The sequence below is a fragment of the Neolewinella persica DSM 23188 genome (assembly GCF_000373105.1).
Lineage (GTDB): Bacteria > Bacteroidota > Bacteroidia > Chitinophagales > Saprospiraceae > Neolewinella > Neolewinella persica.
Window position 1 is genome coordinate 54156 of record NZ_KB890447.1, and the last position, 19950, is coordinate 74105.

Sequence of the window (19950 nt, forward strand, 5' to 3'; positions counted from 1 at the left end):
GAAGGGAGTAAAGGAAGGGCCAGTACCTTTCGTTACTCCCTTTTTTCCTTTATTCCTGCTCCTTTTCTTCTTTCCTCCTTTCCTCCTTTTATTCCCCCTTTCACCATGAGTTTAAAAGACCTCAACGTATCCGGTAAGAAAGTTCTCGTGCGCGTAGATTTCAATGTTCCGCTTGATGCAGACAAGAAAGTTACTGACGACACCCGGATCTCCAAAGCTGCCCCCACCATCATCTATTTGCTGGAGCAGGGTGCGGCGGTTATTCTGATGTCTCACCTTGGTCGGCCCCAAAAGAAGAAACTGGAGGACGGAAGTGTGGACAAAGCTGCTAACACCCTTGCCCCCGTAATCCCGGTTCTACAGGACTACGTTGGTTGCCAGGTCCAGTTTGTTGAAGATACGATCGGAGAAGAAGCCCAGGCTGCCGTTGCTGCGCTGGAGCCCGGGCAAATCCTGCTGCTGGAGAACACCCGTTTTTACTCCGGAGAAGAGAAGGGGGATGAGGACCTGGCCAAGGCTATGGCTGCGCTGGGAGACCTGTACGTAAATGATGCCTTTGGTGCTGCGCACCGCGAGCATGCTTCTACGGCCACCGTCGCCCGGTTCTTTGATCCGACCCAACGGGCCTTTGGCCTGTTGATTGAAGCGGAGTTGGCAGGGGCAGAGCAGCTCCTGAATAACCCCGCCCACCCGGTCACCGCCATCGTAGGCGGAGCAAAAGTGAGCGACAAGATCCTTTTGTTGGAGAAATTACTTGATTTTGCCGACAACATCATTATTGGTGGTGCCATGGCTTACACCTTCAGCCTCGCTCAGGGTGGTAAGGTTGGTAAGTCTTTGGTGGAACGGGACAAGACAGACAAGGCCCTCGATTTGTTGAAAAAAGCGGAGGCAAACGGAACAAAAATATACCTGCCGGTGGATACCACGGTAGGTAAGGACTTCAGCAACGAAACACCACGGGAAATTGTGCCTGCCGGTGAAATCGGTGACGAGTGGGAAGGGCTGGACATTGGCCCGGAATCCGTTAAAATCTTCTCCGCCGTTATTGCGGAGAGTAAATCCATTTTATGGAATGGACCGATGGGGGTCTTCGAAATGAAGAACTTCGCCATTGGTACCAACGCCATTGCGAATGCAGTGGCTAAGGCCACGCAGGAAAATGGGGCGTATAGCCTCATTGGCGGCGGAGACTCCGTCTCGGCTATTAACCAGGCTGGACTGGCCGACAAGGTGAGTTTTGTTTCTACTGGTGGTGGTGCTATGCTGGAGCTGCTGGAGGGCAAGGTATTGCCTGGGATTGCGGCGATTCGGGGGTAGATACTTAACCTCGGCTTAAGCAGGCTTTAGCTATAATTACCCCAAACGGGCGGGCATCGGAAATTTCTGGTGTTCGCCCGTTTGTATTTAGAGGGAGTGTGTCCAGTATAGCAGGAATTCCAAATTACGGTTTTGGGACTCAGAATGTTTTCAGCCAGTTGTGGAAACGGTACGTCTACGTGGCCTCTCGTTACACCTGCCTGCCGGCGGCCTACTTTTCATGGGGAAAAGTAGCAAAACCCTTTGGCTGTGTCTCCCGGCTGATCACAAATGCTACCCCTGCCGGCCTAAAATGCAAAAACTCGCAGCTAAGCCTGTCCCTTCGCTCTTCAATTTTTTGGTAACAGCAGCTTTTCGGAAAAATAGCAATCTGGTGGTGGCTCATACAATTTGCATTTTTTAACGGCCGTCAGGGGCAGCATTTGCGGCCGGGGCCAAGGCCGTAGCTGGTGGTTGCAGGGATAGATTTGCGTTTCAGGCAAAGCTACCAAGCTGGCGGGCCAAGAACAACCTAGTGGAAGGAGTCAACAGGCTGTTTTTCAGGCCTGGAAGACAAAATTGCCGCACTTCCACAAAATTTCAACTTCAACGAAAAGCCAAGTAGTGTTGGATGAAATTCCCGGTTTCGACTTCCGGAGACGGCGTGAACTACGCTGCTACCTGCGGTGGTGGCGGTGACCGGTTAACGAAGCCCTAAAGCCGTTAAAATTGGGTGATAATTCCATCCTGTAAAGTTCAAGCAAAAAATTGCTGGGAATACCAATAATCTAGTGAGAGGTCAATCGCAGGAGATTATTGAAGGTTTTGAGCTAAAAGGAGACGAGAGAATTCTAAGCCCTGCACTTAACTCATTCACTTCTATAAAAACCTCTGAAAACTGTTCTGGAGGAACTATTTCAGGAACATCATCCTGTTTCTTCACCTCTATGTTTTTCCAGATGAAAGTACTTCCCCTGACAACTGAATTATAGGAATACGTTTCCCATTAGTTGTTAGGTTTTATCACTGCTCTGTCCGGCTTGCTTGTGTAAGTTGTAGTGGTGTTTGTTCTAGTATTGTAAACTGGGAGAGTGAGTGCTTTAACCTTAAAGAAACACCCGCTTAAAAGTAACCCGTACCCCCGTCTGATAGTAATTCCGGTTGAGTTGATCAAAATTCGTCTTCAGGTTACCCTGGAGGAAGAACCGAAAGTAAGGTTGGACGCGTACGGCCCAGTCTTCGCCAAGTTTCCGATCAAACCCCAGGCCGGTATTCAGGGAAAGGACTACGGGGCGGAATTCCTCGGTGGCGCTCTCGGGTAAGTTTCCGGAACTTTGGACCTCACCATCAAAGAAGATGGTTTGCTTGGTCGTGGTATTGAGGTGGAGGTTAGCTGACATGCCGAGCATGAAATGGACGCGGTCTTTCTCCGTGATGTTTTGATGGAAATTCAACTCAAGTGGTATGGAGATATAATGTGCGGTGACTTCATCAAGCACTCCTCGGCCGAGGCCCGGCCCTTCCGGGCTTTCGAGCATTGCTTCATAACCGGTCTTGAGGTAGCGAACGCCGGTGGTGAAGCCCAGTTTGTCAGCTCTGCTCTCGAAGATCAGTCCGATGCCGTAGCCACCTACGCCGTTTTCCAGACTGTCCTGCGCTTCAAGTTGTTGAAATGGGACACCGGCACCCGCTGAAATGCGGCGGCCACCGGCGTGCGGGGCAATTTCCAGGCCGAAGGCCCGCTCGTAGGTTTGGGCTTCGAGTAGTGGAGAAAGAGCGAAGTAGAAAAGCGTAAGTAGGAAGACTGGGGAAGCAAAGCGTCTTGGCATCTATTCTGGTAGGTTGGGGGTATTTAAACTATCTGGTGGGGGGGAATATTTTGTTTGGGTAGGGGGGCTTGCTTTTCTTTGTTGTCGTACTTCTACATATTTACTATCGAGCCTCCTTTAGGAGGAGGGCAATATTCAAGATACTGACCTCTGTCGTACTTCTACATATTTACAACAGCCCCAACAATCACCAGCCGTCGTACCTTGCCCCCCATGAAGTACTTCGCCCTGCTCCTGCCCTTTTTTCTTTTGCCTTTTTTTCCCTTACTTGGGCAAGGCAGCCCTTTACCGACGGACGAAACCGACGGCTACGACCTCCTGCGTCGCCTCACCCTCCGCTACGGATACGACGGCTTTGAACGGCCGGCTACGGACCTGAGCCTGCGGCCAACGAACCGTGCCGGATTGGTCCGGCTGGCGAAGACTTTTAGGGCCCGGTACGGAGAGTCAATGAGTAAAACGGATAAGTACCGTTTGCAACGGTTCTTCGACGACAATAACGAATGGCTGGCCCTGGAACCCTTTGCGGAGGAAGAAGACAGCGACCAGGCAGCCTTTTGGATAGGAGACGATTTTGCGCTGAAATCTGCCGCCAACGCGCTACACGAAAAGCGGCAGCCGATCGCGAACCTTTTTTATGCCACTCCGGCCCATTTTCTTGAGGTTAACCGGCCAGACTTTTACCTCCGCCTGAATCCACTGATTGATCTGCGCTACGGTAAGCAGCAGAATGACAGCGAGGATTCGTTTTTTAACCGTCGTGGGTTGAAGCTGCGGGCCGGCATTGATGACCGGATCTTCTTCAACTTCGAGATACTGGAAACCCAGGCTGGTCTGCCCGATTACGTTCGTCAGTTTCGCAATCGGTTCGATGCCCTACCGGGGGCGGGCTTCCTGAAAAACTATACCCTTGATCTGGTGAACGTTCAGCGAGGGACAGACTACCTCAACGGGCAGGGCTACGTATCTGCCGATCTCACCAAACACGTAGGTGCCCGCCTGGGCTACGGCCGCCACTTTATTGGTGACGGGGAGCGGTCGCTGCTGCTGTCTGATTTTAGCAACAACTACCCCTACCTGGAGCTCAACTGGCGAATCTGGAAATTCCATTACCGGAACCTCTTTGCGGAGCTTACCGCCGGCCCGCAAATGACGGTGCCAACGGGGCTGCCGCTTACCAAAAAATACCTGGCTGCGCACCACCTGTCCATTAACCTGGGAGACCGGTTGACTTTCGGACTCTTTGAAGCAGTGGTTATGAATCGGGAGAACGGTTTTGACCTGGCCTACCTGAATCCGATTATTTTGTACCGTACCATCGAGCAGAGCGTCGGCAGCCCGGATAACGCAATTGTGGGCCTTACCGGCCGGTATCGGACGCCTTTTAGGGTAGAAGTTTATGGGCAGTTTGTCCTGGATGAATTTAAATTCGACGAGTTGTTTGTGGAGCGACGCGGCTGGTGGGCCAATAAGTTCGGCTACCAGCTTGGTGCGCGGTACGCAGATGCGTTTGGCGTTGATCAACTCGACCTGATCGTTGAGAGAAACCTGGTCCGTCCCTTCACTTACAGCCACCGGGGGCTGAGCAACTACACCCATTTTGCCATGCCGCTCGCCCACCCGCTGGGGGCAAATTTCAAGGAGGTACTGGTGGGCTTCGATTATCGCCCGTTGCCTCGTTTGCAGCTGAGAACACGCCTGTATGTGATCGACCAGGGAGAGGGGACCGATGAACTGGTGGTGGGAGAAAACCTGAACCGTTCCTCCAACGACCGGGAAATGAATTTTGGAAACGAGATTGGCCAGGGCATCAACTATACCAATAGCCTGCTGTCGGTTACGGCCAGCTATGAACTCAAGCCAAACCTGTGGCTGGAGGGGATGTTCCTGTCGAGAAACAAGGATTCCGATTTAGCGGCACGGGATTTGGAGACGACGGTGGTCAACCTGGGCATTCGTTGGAATGTGGCGCGGCAGCGGTATGAGTTTTAGGAGGGAGCCTATACAAGCGAAGCGAGCTTCCCTTTGCGGCAGCACTACAAGACCACAAGTCTACAAGACCAAAAAGACTAATAAGGCGCGGCCGCAGGTGCAAAACGGGGCTAAATGTGCAGGGATAAGACCTTTAGGTGGAGCGTGCAGGGTCGGGAAATTAGTCCTTCCGTTCATAATATTCATTAGGGCTCCTTCCCGCCATTGGATGACAAGTTGTATTTTGTGAGGATCAAGACAATGTTACGGTAGCTTTCGCGCCCACCTGGAGGGATCGGCTCATTAGAATCTCAACTTTGACGCAGCAGGAATAGTCAAAAAAATCTTGAAATGCTTTCTGCTGTTTTTAAGAGAAAGGACGTGCGAAATTAAATTTGGAACCCGTCTTTTTTATCCTCAACTTTGCCGTAGGTTAACCACTTACTGCACCTGCCCCGATAGCTATTGGGGCGCCTGCTTATTCACCACAAGGCAGGCGACGAAAAGCTGAGGTGTGTTGCCTTTTCTTCACCCCCGAACCAAATCCAAATCGAAAACTCATGATTGCCACACAGATCCCAGTAGAAAAAGTACAGCAAAGTCGTATCTCCACCGTCGATTGGAACAACCTCCCGTTCGGTAAGATTTTCAGTGACCACATGTTCCTTGCCGACTATGTAGACGGCGAATGGATCAATGACCGCATTGTGCCCTTCGGCCATTTTACCATTCACCCGGCCAGCATGGTGCTACATTACGGCCAGGCGATCTTTGAAGGAATGAAGGCGAGTAAACTGGAAGACGGTACTCCCGTCTTACTGAGCCCCATCGACCACGCCAAACGCCTCAATGCAAGTGCCCGGAGGATGATGATGGCGGAGTTCCCGGAAGAACGTTTTGTTGAAGCCATAAGCCAGTTGGTTGCCCTTGATAAAGATTGGATTCCACCAGTAGCGGGCAGCGCGCTCTACCTCCGTCCTTATATGTTCTCCACCGATGAGTTCATTGGCGTTCGCCCCAGCGAAACTTACCGTTTCTGCATCTTTACGGCGCCCGTAGGACCTTACTACGCTAAGCCCGTTCGCCTTGTAGTCGAGCAACATTATGTCCGGGCGGTGCCCGGCGGTACCGGCGAGGCTAAAGCTGCCGGCAATTACGCAGGTAGCCTCCGGCCAGCCTACGAAGCCCAGCAAAAAGGCTTCGATCAGGTGGTTTGGATGGGCGGCCCGAACAAAACGCAGATTCAGGAAGTCGGCACCATGAACATCTTCTTCGTGATCGATGGCGAAGTAGTCACCCCCGCAACCGACGGTGCCATCCTTAAAGGTATAACCCGCAAAAACTTCATTACCATCCTCCGTGACCAGGGTTATAAAGTCACTGAGCGAGTGGTGGAAATCGACGAAATCGTTGAAGCCCATGAAGCCGGTACGCTCCAGGAGATGTTCGGCGCCGGCACCGCCGCCGTGGTCAGTCACGTAGCTGAACTCCAGTATGGTGATAAACTCATGACGCTGCCCGCAGTGGAAGATCGCAAGATTGGACCAATGCTCAAAAAATACATTGACGGGCTGCGGACAGGCACCGTAGAAGATAAATTCAATTGGTTGGTAAAGGTCTGATTACCCACACCATGATCCTGATTAAACTGCCTGCTCTGCCTCCTGCGGAGCAGGCAGTTCTGTGTTATGCTTTCAGGTGCCTTTGACAGAAGCAACCGTTATTGTGCGAAAAAAATCTCCGAAGTTGTAGGTGTTTCTACGTGATGTTGGGCAAAGGTTTTTTCCTACGCCTAAGGCGTGCCTATTTTAACGCTGGGTAACCGCTTAGCGGTTGTTCACTATTTAAGAGAATCACCAACCACACCCATAATGAAAAGATTTTTCTTTTTTGCCCTCGTACTGGGCACAATTGCCGTTGCGTGCAAACAAGATCCGGGCGATACAAACAAACCCGAAAAAAAGGAACCTGAACCGGAAGCCTATACTCCGGAGGATTGGACCTTCTTTGACCAGGGCTGGAACGCTGCCAAACGGGACAGCTTCTGGTTCGTTACCCAGGGGTCACGGGTCATGCCCTACACTTGGTTCGCCGCCCTGGAGGAGCCTACCGGAGAAAACCCGATGTTTACGCCCCGGCGTATGGACGATCTGGGCTATTTGCCGGCACCGGTATCCACGCTGAACCCGAAGGGCCTGCCGGTTGGCTTCGCCCTGGATACGGACAAGTCCACCGGAGAGACCTTCGTAGGCTTTACCTGCGCTGCCTGCCATACTAATGTGGTCAAATATGATGGTAAAGCTTTTTTGGTCGATGGGGCTCCGGCCCTCGCCGACTTTGTCGGCCTTTACGATGACATCGTTACGACCCTGGTGTCCACCCGGGATGACGCGGATAAATTCGATCGATTTGCCCACAAAGTGTTGGCGGATAAGTATGACGACGCTTCGGTCAACCAACTGAAAGCGGCACTGGCCTCGCTTGCCGCTGATTCGGAACTGAGGCAAAGTACGGCAGCATTACCGGACCACTACCCCAGTGATTTCACCAGCTACGGCCGCCTGGATGCTTTTACCAACATCGAAAACGCGGGTTCCGTTTTAGCGCTCGATATGCCGGGCAACGGTAACCCGGCCATCGGTCCGGTATCCTACCCATTCCTGTGGGGGACGCATCAATCTGATGTCGTTCAGTGGAACGGTAGTGCTTCCAACATCCCGCGCTCCATTGGCCCGTTGGTACGCAATACTGGTGAAGTTGTTGGCGTATTTGGCGGGTTGAAAATCACTAAGCCAGAAGGGAAACCGAAAGTGCCATTATTGCCCTTCGATTACGCTTCGACGGCTAACTTCCCCGGCTTGATCGCCCTGGAGAATTTGGTAAAAACCCTTAAGTCACCGCAATGGAACGATACTAATGGCAACCTGCCCGCGGTCAATCCGGAACTCGTAGCTCAGGGAGCGGTTCTTTTTGGGAAGACCTGTGCCGGTTGTCACCAGGTAGTAGCCATGGAAGATCAGCTACTCAACTACAAATCGAAGATGGTCCCCATCGGTAAAATAGGGACTGACCCTACTACCGCGATGATTGCACTGACAAACGTAGCTGCTACGGGAATATTGGAGGGAATGAAGGTCGAGATCCTAGACGGACCGGTTATGGCAGACACCATGCCGGCCATCACCATTCCGGTTAACGGAGTAGCGGGGCTGCTGGCGCCAATGCTCATAGAGATGATGCAGGAAAAGTCTCACGGGGAGATAAATATGCAAGGCCATTCCCGTGGAGTAGGCCACGCTCAAGACGAACCTACAGCGGCACCTAACCCGAGCTATAAGGCCCGCCCCCTCAACGGTATCTGGGCAACTGCGCCTTATTTACACAACGGTTCCGTACCTAACCTGTGGGAACTGCTCAAAAAACCGGAAGATCGGGTCACGGAGTTTTGGGTAGGTAGCCAGGACTTTGACCCCAAAAATGTAGGCTTTATAACCAACGAAGGAAAAAACCTTTTTAAGGTTAAGCACCAGGGTGAAGTAATGCCTGGCAACTCTAATGGCGGACACGTTTACGGTACTGGCAGGACCGACGAAGAGAAGTGGGCGCTGGTGGAGTACCTCAAAACGCTGTAGGTCTTCTGTATGGTCTTTTAGTTAGGCTCCGGCACCTCATATCATGATGTCGGAGCCTTGCTGTGTTTAACCTTTTGCAAGTCTGGGTAGCGTGCCCTATAAGCGCGTAGGAGGTCTATTTGGACAAAGGCCGTGTGCAAAAATTAACCAAGCGAATGCTCGCCTAAAAGCCTGCGGCTACGCCTCCTCCCTGTCCCAGTCTGTTTGTCCCACATAAATGAGGACCATCCCCACGATGATCATCAGGATGCGGACAACAAAGGATACGGCTACGTTCCAGCGATAGAGCCATTCTAGCAGAATGAAATCAACCCCGACCACGTTAAGGAAGAAGGTGACAATGCCCACGAACATCAGCAGAAAACCGATGACGGTGAGGGTGGTGGCGTTTTTTAGCATGTCGGAGATAGTAGTTTGGTGTAAAACTACGGAGCAGGACGTGGTGTTGAGCAGATAGCCATTATTTTTACCAAGTACTGACCCCAACCCTATTTTTCGACAACCTGACAACTCGACAACCCGACAACTCGATATTCTTAGCCCGTAACCAAGTTGATTTTGCCCACCACCACCACTAATTCGATTAAGATCATCGAATGCCCGCGCGATGCCATGCAAGGGCGTCACGACTTTATCCCCACCGAGACCAAGGCCGCCTACATTCAGCAGTTGTTGGCTTGTGGCTTTGATAGCCTTGACTTTGGCAGCTTCGTTTCTCCGAAGGCTATTCCGCAAATGCGGGATACTGCGGAAGTACTCAGTAGGTTGGACCTGAGCGCCACGGCTACTAAGCTGCTGGCGATTGTGGCAAATCGTCGTGGGGCGGAAGCCGCCCTGTCGCACCCCGAGATACAGTACCTCGGCTACCCCTTCAGCGTAAGTGAGACGTTTCAACTACGCAATACCAATGCCACGCTGGCGGAGAGTGTAGACCGGGTCAAACAAATCCAGGAACTCACCGTGGCCGCCGGAAAGGAAATGGTCGTGTACCTCAGCATGGGCTTCGGGAACCCCTATGGCGACCCATGGAATGTGGAAGTGGTGGAGCAGTGGGTCAGCCGCCTTGCGGAGCTGGACATCAAAATTTTTCAACTGTCCGACACCATTGGCGTCAGCGCTCCCGCCAGCATCAGCTACCTGTTCAGCAGTCTTATCCCCAGGTACCCCAACCTGGAAATTGGCGCTCACCTGCACACCACACCAAACACCTGGGAAGAGAAGATCGCCGCCGCCGCCGCTGCCGGTTGCCAACGGTATGATGGGGCCATCCGCGGATTTGGTGGTTGCCCCATGGCCAAGGATGACTTGACGGGGAATATGCCGACGGAACGTCTGTTCGACTACTTTGGCTTTGAAGCCACGGGGGTAAGTAAAGACGCATTCTCGTTAGCCATGGCATCTTCTTTGACCGTCTTTTAGGTTGGGGAAATGATTGAATAATTGAATGAGCGAATTTTCGTCTACGCGGACGCGAAAGCGCGCAGCGCTTTACAGCGTGCCGCGTACTTCCTGTTCCCGCTCAATAGCCTCAAACAACGCCTTAAAGTTGCCTTTACCAAAACTGGTAGCGCCTTTACGTTGGATGATTTCGAAGAAAACCGTGGGCCGGGGCTGTACGGGCTTCGTGAAGATCTGCAGGAGGTAACCTTCGTCGTCGCGGTCAACGAGGATGCCGAGTTCGCGGAGCGGGCTGAGGTCTTCGTCGATGTCGCCAACGCGGTCGAGTAGGGTATCGTAGTAGCTGTCGGGGACCCGGAGGAACTCCATACCACGGGCCTTCAGGGCCCTCACGGTGGAGATCACATCATCCGTAGCTACCGCAATGTGTTGGATGCCAGGACCGCAATGGAACTCGAGGTACTCCTCAATCTGGCTCTTTTTCAGGCCGGGGGCAGGTTCGTTGATGGGGAATTTGACGCGGCCGTTTCCGTTGCTCATTACCTTACTCATCAGCGCAGTGTACTTGGTGGAAATGTCTTTGTCGTCGAAGCTGATGAGTTGCTTGAAGTCCATCACTTCGGCGTACCAGTTGACCCATTTGTTCATCTCCCCAAGGGCAACGTTGCTGACCATGTGGTCAATAAATTTCAGGCCGATGGGCTCGGGGCGGTATTCCGGGCTCCAGGCAGCGTAGCCTGGCATGAAGGGTCCGGTGTAGTCCTTGCGTTCCACGAATTCGTGGATGGTGTTACCAAAGCTCTGGATTTGGGCGCGGACGCAGGTGCCAAATTCGTCTTTTGAAGACCAGGGTTCGGATACGGACTCCGCGCCACGGCTAACGGCCGTTTCGTAAGCCTTTGCAGCGTCATCGACCCAAAGCGCAACACAACGCACGGTGTCCCCGTGCAAGTCGTGCAAACGGCCAATTTCCGTCCCTTTGGTCAGCGGGCTGGTCAGCACCAGGCGAATCTTATCCTGGACCACGACGTAGCTCTCCCGGTCCTTAAGACCGGTGCTGAGCCCAGCGTAAGCCAGCGGTTGAAAACCCATGCACGACTGGTAAAAGTGGGCGGCCTGGCGGGCATTTCCTACGTACAATTCCACATAATCCGTACCCAATAAAGGGAAGCTGTCGGTGGTGGTGAAGGGGGCTTTTTCTGTGGCTACAGCGGACATTGCTATTTATTTAGTTGTTAAGGCAATAATTGCTTGCGCAAAAGTAGTGATTTCGACTGACGCTTGCAATATAAACGGGTAAGAAGATGGTTGATTGTCTGTAGGTGCTGCCGGTTAACTTTCGCTGCCTTTTACCCTTTCCCTGCACCTGCGTTCGCGCCTGCTGCTTCTGGTGCAGGTATTTAAGCTACCTTGGCTCGTACTAACGACAACGATGGTTCCGTTAACAACCCATTCGTAAGTCCGACGACCTACTACTTACTACTACTATAAGCTAATAAATGCCCCATCATCAAAACCTGGCTGACATCACCAATGTCTTGCTGGATGAACAAACCCGGGGCGACCTCCTCTCCGAAACGCTCGACCAATACCGCGATATTTTACTCACTGCCTCGGGCATTGACCTTGGTGGAGAGGAAGAGATGGATTGCGTGCATACCGGCGCGGGTGTTGCCATCGGTACTACCTGGGCAGCGCTGTGTATCGATGACCTCCTGCGGACGAAGCGTTTCGTCAGCGGCCTCTACCAGGCTGTTGTATCGACGAAGGCACGCCGTGACGGCCCCGTACATATTCTCTATGCAGGCACCGGCCCATGGGCTACGCTCTTTCTGCCGCTTACCTCCCGGTTCAGTGCACAGGAACTGCGCGTAACCTGTATTGAAATTAACGGGGGAAGCTACGCCAGTGTCCAGCGAACATTCGATCAGCTTGGGCTGAGCGATTACGTCGAAGCCTTCATCCAAACGGATGCCGCTACCCACGTCATTTCAGGAGGTACTCCGATTGACATCATGCTGACCGAAACCATGCAGTATTGCCTGATTGATGAGATGCAAGTGCCCATCGCCCTAAACCTGATGAGGCAACTTGCGGAGGATGTTATCATGGTTCCGGAACGCATCATCGTTAGCCTGGGCGTCTTGGAAGACGAAACGAATCGGTTCGTTCGCAGTGATTTCGGGCCTGTTTTTACCCTGGACAAGGCTACGCTCAAAGCTTATTTACCCATTACCGGAAGCCTTGATTTTCCAACTTTCCGCCTGCCCGTTCCTCTGCCTGGAAAAACACCTGAGGGGCCGCTGGCCCTTCTGACCACCATCCAGGTTTTTGGCGGCCAGAACCTCACCCACTACGAAAGCGGTCTTACCAACCCGCAGATCATCGGTCAGTATCCCACTACGGATAACCCGCTTGCGGCAATAGATTTTACATACCAGTTGGAGCCTACACCATTGCTGGAGATGGCGTTTATTAACGATTAGAGCGACTTCCTCACGGCGTTCGCGTTGCAGGGGAGCTTTGCTTCTGGTTACAGAGGTCGCATACGCTCCCGTTGCTGGGCGCCCTCGGCGCGTTCAATAGTATAGAACTGAGTTTATTCGATTTGGGAAGTGATCCGAAAGAGCAGGAAAATGTGCTGGAGAAATGGCCGGATACGGTGGCCTATCGGACTGCCGTCGCCCAGGAATATCGGGAAGCTATTGGGGACAGCCACACGCAGACGAAAGGAAAGGAAGTTCGGCGTTGATGGAAGATTAGTCGCTTTGCGACTTATTGCAGGTTGCAGCTACCGCATAAGGTTCTTCGCTCCGCTCGTTCAGGAGGTTTGTCAAAAATAGGCTAGCTAAAATTTGGCTGAATTGCCTGTGGCATTTTTTTTGTGCAACCTGCAACCTGCAACCTGCAACCTGCAACCTGCAACCTGCAACCTGCAACCTGCAACCTGCAACCTTTTTTGACCCTGAGGCCACATTCGCTTAGTTCCAGGTGTCTTACCTTTGAAATCCTGGTAAGACCGCCGATGCTAAGCATGAAAGAAAAGGAACTGATCGAAGGCGCCCTGAGGGGCGAGGAAGCCGCATCACGCGCGCTGTTCGAGCGGTATGCCCCAATGTTAATGGGGGTTTGCCAACGCTACTGCCGTACCCAGACAGAGGCGGAAGATGTGCTGCAAGACAGTTTCATTCGCTTATTCGAAAAATTACCGAAATACGGTTTTCAGGGATCGTTTGCGGGCTGGGCCCGCCGCCTTACCGTCAATGTTGCTCTGAAAACCTACCAGAGAAAACGGTTTGCGCTGGAGCAATCCGGCCTGGAGAACATCCCCGAAAAAGGAGGTGCTCCCACAGCCTACGCCGAACTTGGCGAAAAAGAATTATTGGAAATGGTGAAGGCACTGCCCGATGGCTACCGGTTGGTCTTTAACCTCTACGCCATCGAAGGCTACAGCCACAAAGAGATCGCCGAACAACTCGGCATTCAGGAAGCAAGTTCCCGGTCTCAGCTGCTCAAGGCGCGAAAAGTGCTGCAACGCCAAATAGAAATCCGTCAACGCATCGCCATATGAATCCGATCGACGATCTTTTTCGGGAAGGCCTTAGTGGCCACGCGGGTGAAGTACCTGCGGATATGTGGTCGCGCGTCAGCGCGGGCAAAACGCCTGTGGCACCCGCAGGGGAAGGCATTGATCAGCTGTTTGCCGGCAAACTTGCCGATCGGGCGGGTGATGTGCCTGCGGACATGTGGTCGCGCATTGCCGCAATCGGTGTTGCTTCGTTGCCGGAAGGTGCGGAGATCGACCAGGTATTTGCAGATAAACTAAAGAAGGCTGAAGGAGCGATTTCCGAAGGCATGTGGCAACGCATTTGGCAGGGCGTTACAGCGCCAACTCCGGCGACCTACCCCTCCCGGCGTTGGTTGGTGGCTGGTCTCGCGGCCTTATTGCTGCTGAGTGGAATTGCCTGGTGGCAATTGGCGGGAGATGTACCTCCGGTTGAAGAACTGACGGTGCCTACGGAAATTGAAGTGGTAGCCAGCAACGGTGCTGCGGTAGAGATAACCGATAATGAGCCATCCATTGCGGCGGCAGACCAGAAAGGAAATTTGAAACCAGGCGGGAATGCTGACCAATCAGCAGCAGTAGCTGGATCAGGCGCGGGCGCAGGTGCAACAACAGGTATTAAGGCACAGGATGCTACCACGTTTGCTCCTCAGGTATCAGGTGAGGTGCCAGTTGGTGACCTTGCCGGGACTGGGTTGTCGGCGGCGATAGCGCCTTCGACCCCTACATCAAAGGTTGACGAAGGCTTGTCTGCCGAAACGGAAGCGGTTGTGTTGATCGATGGCGCCAAAGCCACGGCTGTCACGGATCGGGAACGTACTGCCATAGGAATCCGGGAACTTTCCGCTCGTTCTCTGGCGCTGCTGCCACTAAAAGAAACCGATCCTGGAGTTAAGCGTAAGTACCGCATTAAATCTCCCGAGAACTCTGGTTTCCGTGCCGCCCCCCGGCATCGGTTTCAGACGGAATTCCTCTTTGGCGTGGCCTATGCCAACCAGAGTTTCTCCGTAGATGACGAGGCAAACCGCCTGCTGCTCAGTGCCCGTGAGGTCAGTGAATTTGCGGAAGTTAGCTATCAGGTTACCTTACGGACCAACTACCGGTTGGGCGATCACCTGATGGTAACGGGGGGGCTGACCTATTCTGAAATCCGTAATCAATTGGAATACGATCAGATTATTAACGGAGCATCTACCGATCTGACCATCAATAACAGCATCCGGTTGCTGGAGGCACCATTGTTGCTTGGCTACCGCTTACCTGGCCGTCGTTTACACGTAGCCATTAACGCAGGGCCGGTATTCAACCTGTCTACCTCGGTCCGTGGGCGTTTTCTTCGTCCTGATTCGCCGCAACCATTGGATCTGGCTACCGACGGTAACTATCGCCAGAACATTGGCGTTGGTTTCATGACCTCACTTTCCTCTACTTATAGGGTAGGGAATAAGGATCCCTTCCTGCTTGTCGTCGAGCCCTTCTTCAAAACTTATCCGGGAGCTTTCTCCGTCAAGGATGCTCCTTTGAAAGAGACGTACTGGTTGGCGGGGTTACAGCTGGGCGTTCGGAAGGAGTTTTAATAAGGGATTAATTGAATAATTGAAGGAGAGAATAATGGAATAGCTGCCGCAAGGAGGTGCTCGCTTTGCTCGTTTACGCTTTATTCGGGTACCCTAATTTACTGTTCTCACATTCACTTCCGAGGTGAGCAAGCGCAGCGCCGCGAACGGAAACAGTGGTAGTTTATTCACTTATTCCATTATCCTCTCCTTTACTTATTCTCTACCCCTGATCTCCCTGATCATCGCCAGGGTCTCCCGTGCCAATGCCTCCATCTTTCCAAACTCTCCTGCTTTTATCCAGTCGTTTTTGATGAGTTGGGACCCCATGCCTACGGCTGCGGCACCTTCACCGAACCAGCGTTCGAGGTTGCTCCGCTCGGCGGTGACACCGCCGGTGACCATGATGGTGGTTTGGGGAGAGGGGCCGCGGTAGGCACTGATGAAGCCGGGAGCTACGGCGTTGCCGGGGAACAGTTTGACGATCTCGGCACCCAGGCCTTCGGCCCGGGCAATTTCGGAAGGGGTGAAACACCCCGGCATCCAGGCTACTTTACGCCGGTGGCATACCTTGACGACGTCCTCGTCGATGGTGGGGCCAACGATGAAGGCCGCGCCAAGCTGAATGTAGAGACTGGCGGTTCCGGGATCTACCACGGAACCGATACCCAGATAAAGGTCTGGATAGTTGGCCCGGCAATGCTCGGCCAGGGCATCGAATACTTTATGCGCCCCGATTCCACGATTGGTGAATTCAAAACTACGAAGGCCGCCGGCGTAGCAGGCGTCAACTACTTTCTTGGCTTTGTCAACGTTGGCAACGTAAGCAAGCGGCACCATGGCCTGATCAAGAACAGTTTGGTATACTTTTAAGCGCATGATAATTCGTTTATGCGGTGAAAAAACAAAGTTAGCTTAATCCGGGGAGGAAACTGTATTGAAAAGGATCACTTAATCCACCTGAAAATCCCCTAAATCCACTTTGTACCTTCGCATCAACAAATGTTATTACCATGCTTCGTATTCCCGGACTCCTACTCCTCTTTATGCTAACCCTTGCCTGCTCCACCACCAAATCCACTGCACCCGCGGCCTCGCCCCCAACTGCAGAACTGGCCGCGTTGGAAAAAGCCATGACGGGGACCTTCAACAGTTCCGCACAAGCTTCTGCCAACGATAGCTACCTGAACATTGTCTTGCACATGGAGCCCATCTGGACGGACCAGCCGGGCAGCTACCTATACGTTGAACAGGCCGTTGCTTCCGACCCCACAAAGCCCTACCGTCAACGGGTGTATGTGCTGGAGCAAAAGGGGAAAAAGAAGTTCATCAGCAGCGTCTATGAGTTGCCTGAGCCCGATCGTTTCATCGGTGCTCACAAAAATCCGGAGAAGCTGGACCTGCTAAAGCCCTCCGACCTGATCGCCCGCGAAGGCTGCGCGGTGTACCTGAAGCAAACCGAACCGGGGATGTACCGTGGAAGTACTAAAAAAGATAAGTGCAAGAGCACTCTGCGGGGAGCGAGTTACGCTACCAGCCGGGTATCGATTGCCGGGTCTTTCGTCCAGAGCTGGGACCAGGGCTTCGACGAGGAAGGGAAGCAGGTTTGGGGGGCTACTAAGGGGGGGTATATGTTTTTTCGGGAGTAGGAGCTCGCGCGAAGCGCGAGCGTTGTCGAGTTGTCGGGGTGTCGAGGTATCTGGTTGTCCAGTTTTCGGTTTATCGAGAAAACCTCAGACAACCCGACAACTTGACAACTTGATTTGCGCAGCAAATGATTTCCTCGTACCTTTGCAGCCGCAAATTTTGCTTTACCCGATCCATGTGATCCATTAAAGGCTTTTTCATTATGCCAGTATACATGCCAAAGGAGAAGAAGGAAGAAATCTTCGCCGAATACGGTGGCTCTGCCACCAACACCGGTTCCACCGAGGGCCAAATCGCTCTGTTCACTTTCCGTATCCAGGAATTGAGCGACCACCTTCAGCGTCACCGTAAAGACCACAGCAGCCGTAAGGCCCTGCTGAGCCTCGTAGGTCAGCGTCGTCGTCACCTCGCGTACCTTCAGAAGAAGGATCTCGACGGTTACCGCGCACTGATCGCTAAGCTTGGTATCCGTAAGTAATCGGATAACTCGACAACCGGACAACTCGATCGCCGGACATAAAAGCCCCTTTCACTGTGATGTGGAAGGGGCTTTTTGTTTGTGGCGCTGTAAGTATTTTTGCTAAATGTCGATAGAGAGAATAATGCTAGGTGGGAAAGAAGTCGAGACTTTCTGTCCGGATAGTAAAAAACATTGGCGGGAATGGCTGCAAAAGAACCACCGGTCAGCCCAATCGATTTGGCTCGTTTTCTACAAAGTGTCTTCAGGAAAGGCTACTTTAGGCTGGGGCGAAGCCGTTGATGAAGCCCTCTGCTTCGGCTGGATAGATAGTCTGAAAAAGACGCTTGATGAGGAACGCTATATTCAGTTTTTCAGTAAGCGTAAACCCAAAAGCACCTGGTCGAAAATCAATAAGGATAAAGTTGAACAGTTGATTTCCGAAGGACTTATGACGTCAGCCGGACTGCAATGCATCGATATTGCCAAGCAAAATGGGTCGTGGGTATTTTTAGATCAGGTGGAAGCATTGACAATTCCAGCAGACCTGGAGGAAGCTTTTGCGCCCAACCCGGGGTCGAAAGATTATTATCTCAGCCTGAGTAAATCCTCAAAAAAGATAATCCTGTATTGGATCGTATCTGCCAAGCGGTCCGAAACGCGTCAAAAACGTATTGCTGAAACAGTTGAGGCCGCATCACGACGTATGAAGCCTAAGCCGTTTAGGTAATAAGAAAATGATTTGAGAGGTGTCTCCAACGAAAAAAGCCCTTTCCGCATTGCGGAAAGGACTTTATTGTCGGTGATCCCTCTGGGGCTCGAACCCAGGACCCTCTCATTAAAAGTGAGATGCTCTAACCAACTGAGCTAAAGGATCGACATACTTTTCTTCAAAAGCGACGCAAAGGTACGTTCATAAGTTGAACATGTGCAAGCTGTAAGTCAAAAAAGTATTCTTTTTTTTAACTGCACGGATTGGTAACAAGATTGGCCGTTGTCATAGTTGCAAGACGGGGAGGCTTTGTACTTTTGCCCCATGTCTACCAGCCCCAAGATCATCTCCAACTTACGCGAACGGTTCATCACCGAACTGCAGGCGACCTTCTCCGGTAAGGAACCCCGTGGTCTGTACGAACCCATCGACTACATTCTTGACTTAGGCGGCAAACGAATCCGACCGGTAGTGGCCCTGTTGGCGGCCAGGATATTTGGCGACGGCGAAGATATGAGGCTCGGGATGCCCGCGGCGCTCGCGGTGGAGGTGTTCCACAACTTTACGCTGTTGCACGATGACATCATGGACGACAGCCCGCTGCGCCGGGGAAAACAAACCGTTCACGAAAAATGGGACATCAATACCGGAATCCTCAGCGGAGACCTGATGCTGATCCAGGCCTACCAGCATTTGTGCAACTGCCCCAATACGGCAGCCTTGCCCCAACTGATGCAAACCTTTAACCGGGTAGCGACCGGGGTATGTGAAGGCCAGCAGTACGATGTCGACTTTGAAAGCCGCAACGACGTCACCATCGCCGAATACCTGAAGATGATCGAACTCAAGACGGCCGTCTTGCTGGGTGGTTCGCTGGAAATGGGTGCTCTCGCCGCCGGGGCAAGCCAGGAGGATGCCGACCACCTTTATGCCTTCGGCCGCCTTACGGGCCTTGCTTTCCAGCTTCAGGACGATCTGTTGGATACCTACGGCGAGAGCGCCAGCACGGGCAAGCTCAAAGGCAACGACATCATTCGCAATAAAAAGACCTTTCTTTTCCTCAAGGCCATGGAACTGCTCGGCCCGGAAGACCAGAAGGAACTAAACCGTTGGTTTGCCGAAAGCCCGGCCGACCCGGCCGGGAAAGTGCTCCGGGTAACGGAGCTGATGACCTCCGTGGGCATCCCCGGGGCCGTTGCTACGCTTCGCGACCAATTCCAGGCAGAAGCCTACGCGCACCTCGAAGCGGCTGGCGGAGACGCGGAGGTGAAAGTGGTACTGCGGGATTTGGCCGAAGGGCTGTTACAGCGCGTGAGCTAGGAAATAGTCCTGTAGTCTTGTAGGCGGGGCAGCTATCGGCACCGCAAAGGTCAGGGTGCCGATAGAGAACTAATCAGAGGTATAATTTTCCGTTCAACCAATTGTCTTCAATAATGGCGTCCTGGGCGTGGTAAAACTTCATGGCCTCGGTGTTGGTGTCTACGATCTGCCATTTCAGGAGCTGGCAGCCGCGCTCGCGGCCGCGTTCCAGCAGGACGTCCCAGAGGCGTTGCCCGATGCCCTGCCGGCGATAGGCGGGGTCGAGGACAAAATCCTCGAGGTAGATCATCCGGCCCTTCCAGGTGGAGTAAACGAAGTAGTAGAGGGCCATGCCAACGACTTTTTCGGCATCTTCGGCCACAATGGCGTGGTAAAAGCCAGCGTCGAAGTCCTCCTCGTAAGTGGGAATGGTGGCCGTGAAGTTATGGCGTTCGCCGACGTATTCGGACAGCTGGGCGACCAGGCCGTGAAGGGCGGGAACATCGGCTTTGGTGGCCTGACGGATTTGGATGGACATGGGAGGGAGTCAAGTAGTCAGTTAGTCAAATAGTCAAGTAGTCAGAC

The 19950-nt window shown here is 52.9% G+C and carries 18 protein-coding genes and 1 tRNA gene; 13 read left to right on the plus strand and 6 right to left on the minus strand.

The window, feature by feature from the left end; all coding sequences use genetic code 11:
• Nucleotides 1–105: 105 nt before the first annotated feature.
• A complete protein-coding gene (locus B036_RS0119280) occupies nt 106–1320 on the plus strand; it encodes a phosphoglycerate kinase (RefSeq protein WP_020570367.1) in 1215 nt (404 codons plus the stop codon).
• 1085 nt (nt 1321–2405) lie between these two features.
• Here the strand turns inward: B036_RS0119280 and B036_RS0119285 are convergent.
• Nucleotides 2406–3128, minus strand: a complete 723-nt coding sequence (locus B036_RS0119285) for an outer membrane beta-barrel protein (protein WP_020570368.1) — start codon at nt 3126–3128, stop codon at nt 2406–2408.
• Between the two features lie 213 nt (nt 3129–3341).
• Between B036_RS0119285 and B036_RS30140 the strand changes: the two genes are divergently transcribed.
• The 3 genes from B036_RS30140 (at nt 3342) to B036_RS30145 (ending at nt 8731) form a co-directional block, all read left to right on the plus strand.
• Nucleotides 3342–5120 carry a hypothetical protein gene (locus B036_RS30140; protein WP_020570369.1) on the plus strand — a complete coding sequence of 593 codons (1779 nt, stop codon included), beginning with the start codon at nt 3342–3344 and terminating at the stop codon, nt 5118–5120.
• A 539-nt stretch (nt 5121–5659) separates the two neighbouring features.
• Nucleotides 5660–6721: a branched-chain amino acid aminotransferase gene (locus B036_RS0119295; protein WP_020570370.1), complete on the plus strand. Its 1062-nt coding sequence runs from the start codon at nt 5660–5662 to the stop codon at nt 6719–6721.
• A gap of 249 nt (nt 6722–6970) precedes the next feature.
• Nucleotides 6971–8731, plus strand: a complete 1761-nt coding sequence (locus B036_RS30145) for a di-heme-cytochrome C peroxidase (protein ID WP_020570371.1) — start codon at nt 6971–6973, stop codon at nt 8729–8731.
• 177 nt (nt 8732–8908) lie between these two features.
• On the opposite strand, the gene B036_RS0119305 is transcribed toward B036_RS30145, so the two are convergent.
• Nucleotides 8909–9130: a hypothetical protein gene (locus tag B036_RS0119305; protein WP_020570372.1), complete on the minus strand. Its 222-nt coding sequence runs from the start codon at nt 9128–9130 to the stop codon at nt 8909–8911.
• Nucleotides 9131–9343: 213 nt separating this feature from the next.
• Between B036_RS0119305 and B036_RS0119310 the strand changes: the two genes are divergently transcribed.
• Complete coding sequence (locus B036_RS0119310; RefSeq protein ID WP_044103254.1) at nt 9344–10150, plus strand: beta/alpha barrel domain-containing protein; 807 nt, start codon at nt 9344–9346, stop codon at nt 10148–10150.
• A 69-nt stretch (nt 10151–10219) separates the two neighbouring features.
• Here the strand turns inward: B036_RS0119310 and hppD are convergent, their stop codons facing one another.
• Nucleotides 10220–11347 (minus strand): 4-hydroxyphenylpyruvate dioxygenase, encoded by a 1128-nt coding sequence (hppD, locus tag B036_RS0119315; RefSeq protein ID WP_020570374.1) that lies wholly within the window; start codon nt 11345–11347, stop codon nt 10220–10222.
• A 281-nt stretch (nt 11348–11628) separates the two neighbouring features.
• Here hppD and B036_RS0119320 point away from each other — a divergent pair, with 281 nt between their 5' ends.
• From B036_RS0119320 to B036_RS0119335, 4 genes are all read left to right on the plus strand, one after another.
• Nucleotides 11629–12615, plus strand: a complete 987-nt coding sequence (locus tag B036_RS0119320; RefSeq protein WP_020570375.1) for an SAM-dependent methyltransferase — start codon at nt 11629–11631, stop codon at nt 12613–12615.
• Between the two features lie 71 nt (nt 12616–12686).
• Complete coding sequence (locus B036_RS33685; RefSeq protein WP_020570376.1) at nt 12687–12881, plus strand: hypothetical protein; 195 nt, start codon at nt 12687–12689, stop codon at nt 12879–12881.
• Between the two features lie 282 nt (nt 12882–13163).
• Nucleotides 13164–13700 (plus strand): RNA polymerase sigma factor, encoded by a 537-nt coding sequence (locus B036_RS0119330; protein ID WP_020570377.1) that lies wholly within the window; start codon nt 13164–13166, stop codon nt 13698–13700.
• Nucleotides 13697–15271, plus strand: coding sequence for a hypothetical protein (locus B036_RS0119335; RefSeq protein WP_020570378.1), 1575 nt, complete (start codon nt 13697–13699; stop codon nt 15269–15271). The genes B036_RS0119330 and B036_RS0119335 overlap by 4 nt, the downstream gene beginning before the upstream one ends.
• A gap of 195 nt (nt 15272–15466) precedes the next feature.
• Here the strand turns inward: B036_RS0119335 and B036_RS0119340 are convergent, their stop codons facing one another.
• On the minus strand, nt 15467–16129 hold the full coding sequence (locus B036_RS0119340) for a beta/alpha barrel domain-containing protein (protein WP_020570379.1): 663 nt from the start codon (nt 16127–16129) through the stop codon (nt 15467–15469).
• Between the two features lie 134 nt (nt 16130–16263).
• On the opposite strand from B036_RS0119340, the gene B036_RS0119345 reads away from it, so the two are divergent.
• From B036_RS0119345 to B036_RS0119355, 3 genes are all read left to right on the plus strand, one after another.
• Nucleotides 16264–16899 (plus strand): chromophore lyase CpcT/CpeT, encoded by a 636-nt coding sequence (locus B036_RS0119345; RefSeq protein WP_026232139.1) that lies wholly within the window; start codon nt 16264–16266, stop codon nt 16897–16899.
• Nucleotides 16900–17099: 200 nt separating this feature from the next.
• Nucleotides 17100–17375, plus strand: coding sequence for a 30S ribosomal protein S15 (gene rpsO, locus B036_RS0119350; protein WP_020570381.1), 276 nt, complete (start codon nt 17100–17102; stop codon nt 17373–17375).
• A 106-nt stretch (nt 17376–17481) separates the two neighbouring features.
• Nucleotides 17482–18084, plus strand: a complete 603-nt coding sequence (locus tag B036_RS0119355; RefSeq protein ID WP_020570382.1) for a YdeI/OmpD-associated family protein — start codon at nt 17482–17484, stop codon at nt 18082–18084.
• Nucleotides 18085–18157: 73 nt separating this feature from the next.
• On the opposite strand, the gene B036_RS0119360 is transcribed toward B036_RS0119355, so the two are convergent.
• A tRNA-Lys gene (locus B036_RS0119360) sits at nt 18158–18231 on the minus strand.
• 159 nt (nt 18232–18390) lie between these two features.
• On the opposite strand from B036_RS0119360, the gene B036_RS0119365 reads away from it, so the two are divergent.
• Complete coding sequence (locus B036_RS0119365; RefSeq protein ID WP_020570383.1) at nt 18391–19386, plus strand: polyprenyl synthetase family protein; 996 nt, start codon at nt 18391–18393, stop codon at nt 19384–19386.
• A gap of 73 nt (nt 19387–19459) precedes the next feature.
• Here B036_RS0119365 and B036_RS0119370 read toward each other — a convergent pair whose 3' ends face one another.
• Nucleotides 19460–19903, minus strand: coding sequence for a GNAT family N-acetyltransferase (locus tag B036_RS0119370; protein ID WP_020570384.1), 444 nt, complete (start codon nt 19901–19903; stop codon nt 19460–19462).
• Nucleotides 19904–19950: the final 47 nt, after the last annotated feature.

What these genes read in the sequence shown, in the direction of transcription:
- B036_RS0119280 (WP_020570367.1), top strand. Translation starts at nt 106, where the DNA reads ATGAGTTTAAAAGACCTCAACGTATCCGGTAAGAAAGTTCTCGTGCGC.
- B036_RS0119285 (WP_020570368.1), bottom strand. Translation starts at nt 3,128, where the DNA reads ATGCCAAGACGCTTTGCTTCCCCAGTCTTCCTACTTACGCTTTTCTAC.
- B036_RS30140 (WP_020570369.1), top strand. Translation starts at nt 3,342, where the DNA reads ATGAAGTACTTCGCCCTGCTCCTGCCCTTTTTTCTTTTGCCTTTTTTT.
- B036_RS0119295 (WP_020570370.1), top strand. Translation starts at nt 5,660, where the DNA reads ATGATTGCCACACAGATCCCAGTAGAAAAAGTACAGCAAAGTCGTATC.
- B036_RS30145 (WP_020570371.1), top strand. Translation starts at nt 6,971, where the DNA reads ATGAAAAGATTTTTCTTTTTTGCCCTCGTACTGGGCACAATTGCCGTT.
- B036_RS0119305 (WP_020570372.1), bottom strand. Translation starts at nt 9,130, where the DNA reads ATGCTAAAAAACGCCACCACCCTCACCGTCATCGGTTTTCTGCTGATG.
- B036_RS0119310 (WP_044103254.1), top strand. Translation starts at nt 9,344, where the DNA reads ATGCAAGGGCGTCACGACTTTATCCCCACCGAGACCAAGGCCGCCTAC.
- hppD (WP_020570374.1), bottom strand. Translation starts at nt 11,347, where the DNA reads ATGTCCGCTGTAGCCACAGAAAAAGCCCCCTTCACCACCACCGACAGC.
- B036_RS0119320 (WP_020570375.1), top strand. Translation starts at nt 11,629, where the DNA reads ATGCCCCATCATCAAAACCTGGCTGACATCACCAATGTCTTGCTGGAT.
- B036_RS0119330 (WP_020570377.1), top strand. Translation starts at nt 13,164, where the DNA reads ATGAAAGAAAAGGAACTGATCGAAGGCGCCCTGAGGGGCGAGGAAGCC.
- B036_RS0119335 (WP_020570378.1), top strand. Translation starts at nt 13,697, where the DNA reads ATGAATCCGATCGACGATCTTTTTCGGGAAGGCCTTAGTGGCCACGCG.
- B036_RS0119340 (WP_020570379.1), bottom strand. Translation starts at nt 16,129, where the DNA reads ATGCGCTTAAAAGTATACCAAACTGTTCTTGATCAGGCCATGGTGCCG.
- B036_RS0119345 (WP_026232139.1), top strand. Translation starts at nt 16,264, where the DNA reads ATGCTTCGTATTCCCGGACTCCTACTCCTCTTTATGCTAACCCTTGCC.
- rpsO (WP_020570381.1), top strand. Translation starts at nt 17,100, where the DNA reads ATGCCAGTATACATGCCAAAGGAGAAGAAGGAAGAAATCTTCGCCGAA.
- B036_RS0119355 (WP_020570382.1), top strand. Translation starts at nt 17,482, where the DNA reads ATGTCGATAGAGAGAATAATGCTAGGTGGGAAAGAAGTCGAGACTTTC.
- B036_RS0119365 (WP_020570383.1), top strand. Translation starts at nt 18,391, where the DNA reads ATGTCTACCAGCCCCAAGATCATCTCCAACTTACGCGAACGGTTCATC.
- B036_RS0119370 (WP_020570384.1), bottom strand. Translation starts at nt 19,903, where the DNA reads ATGTCCATCCAAATCCGTCAGGCCACCAAAGCCGATGTTCCCGCCCTT.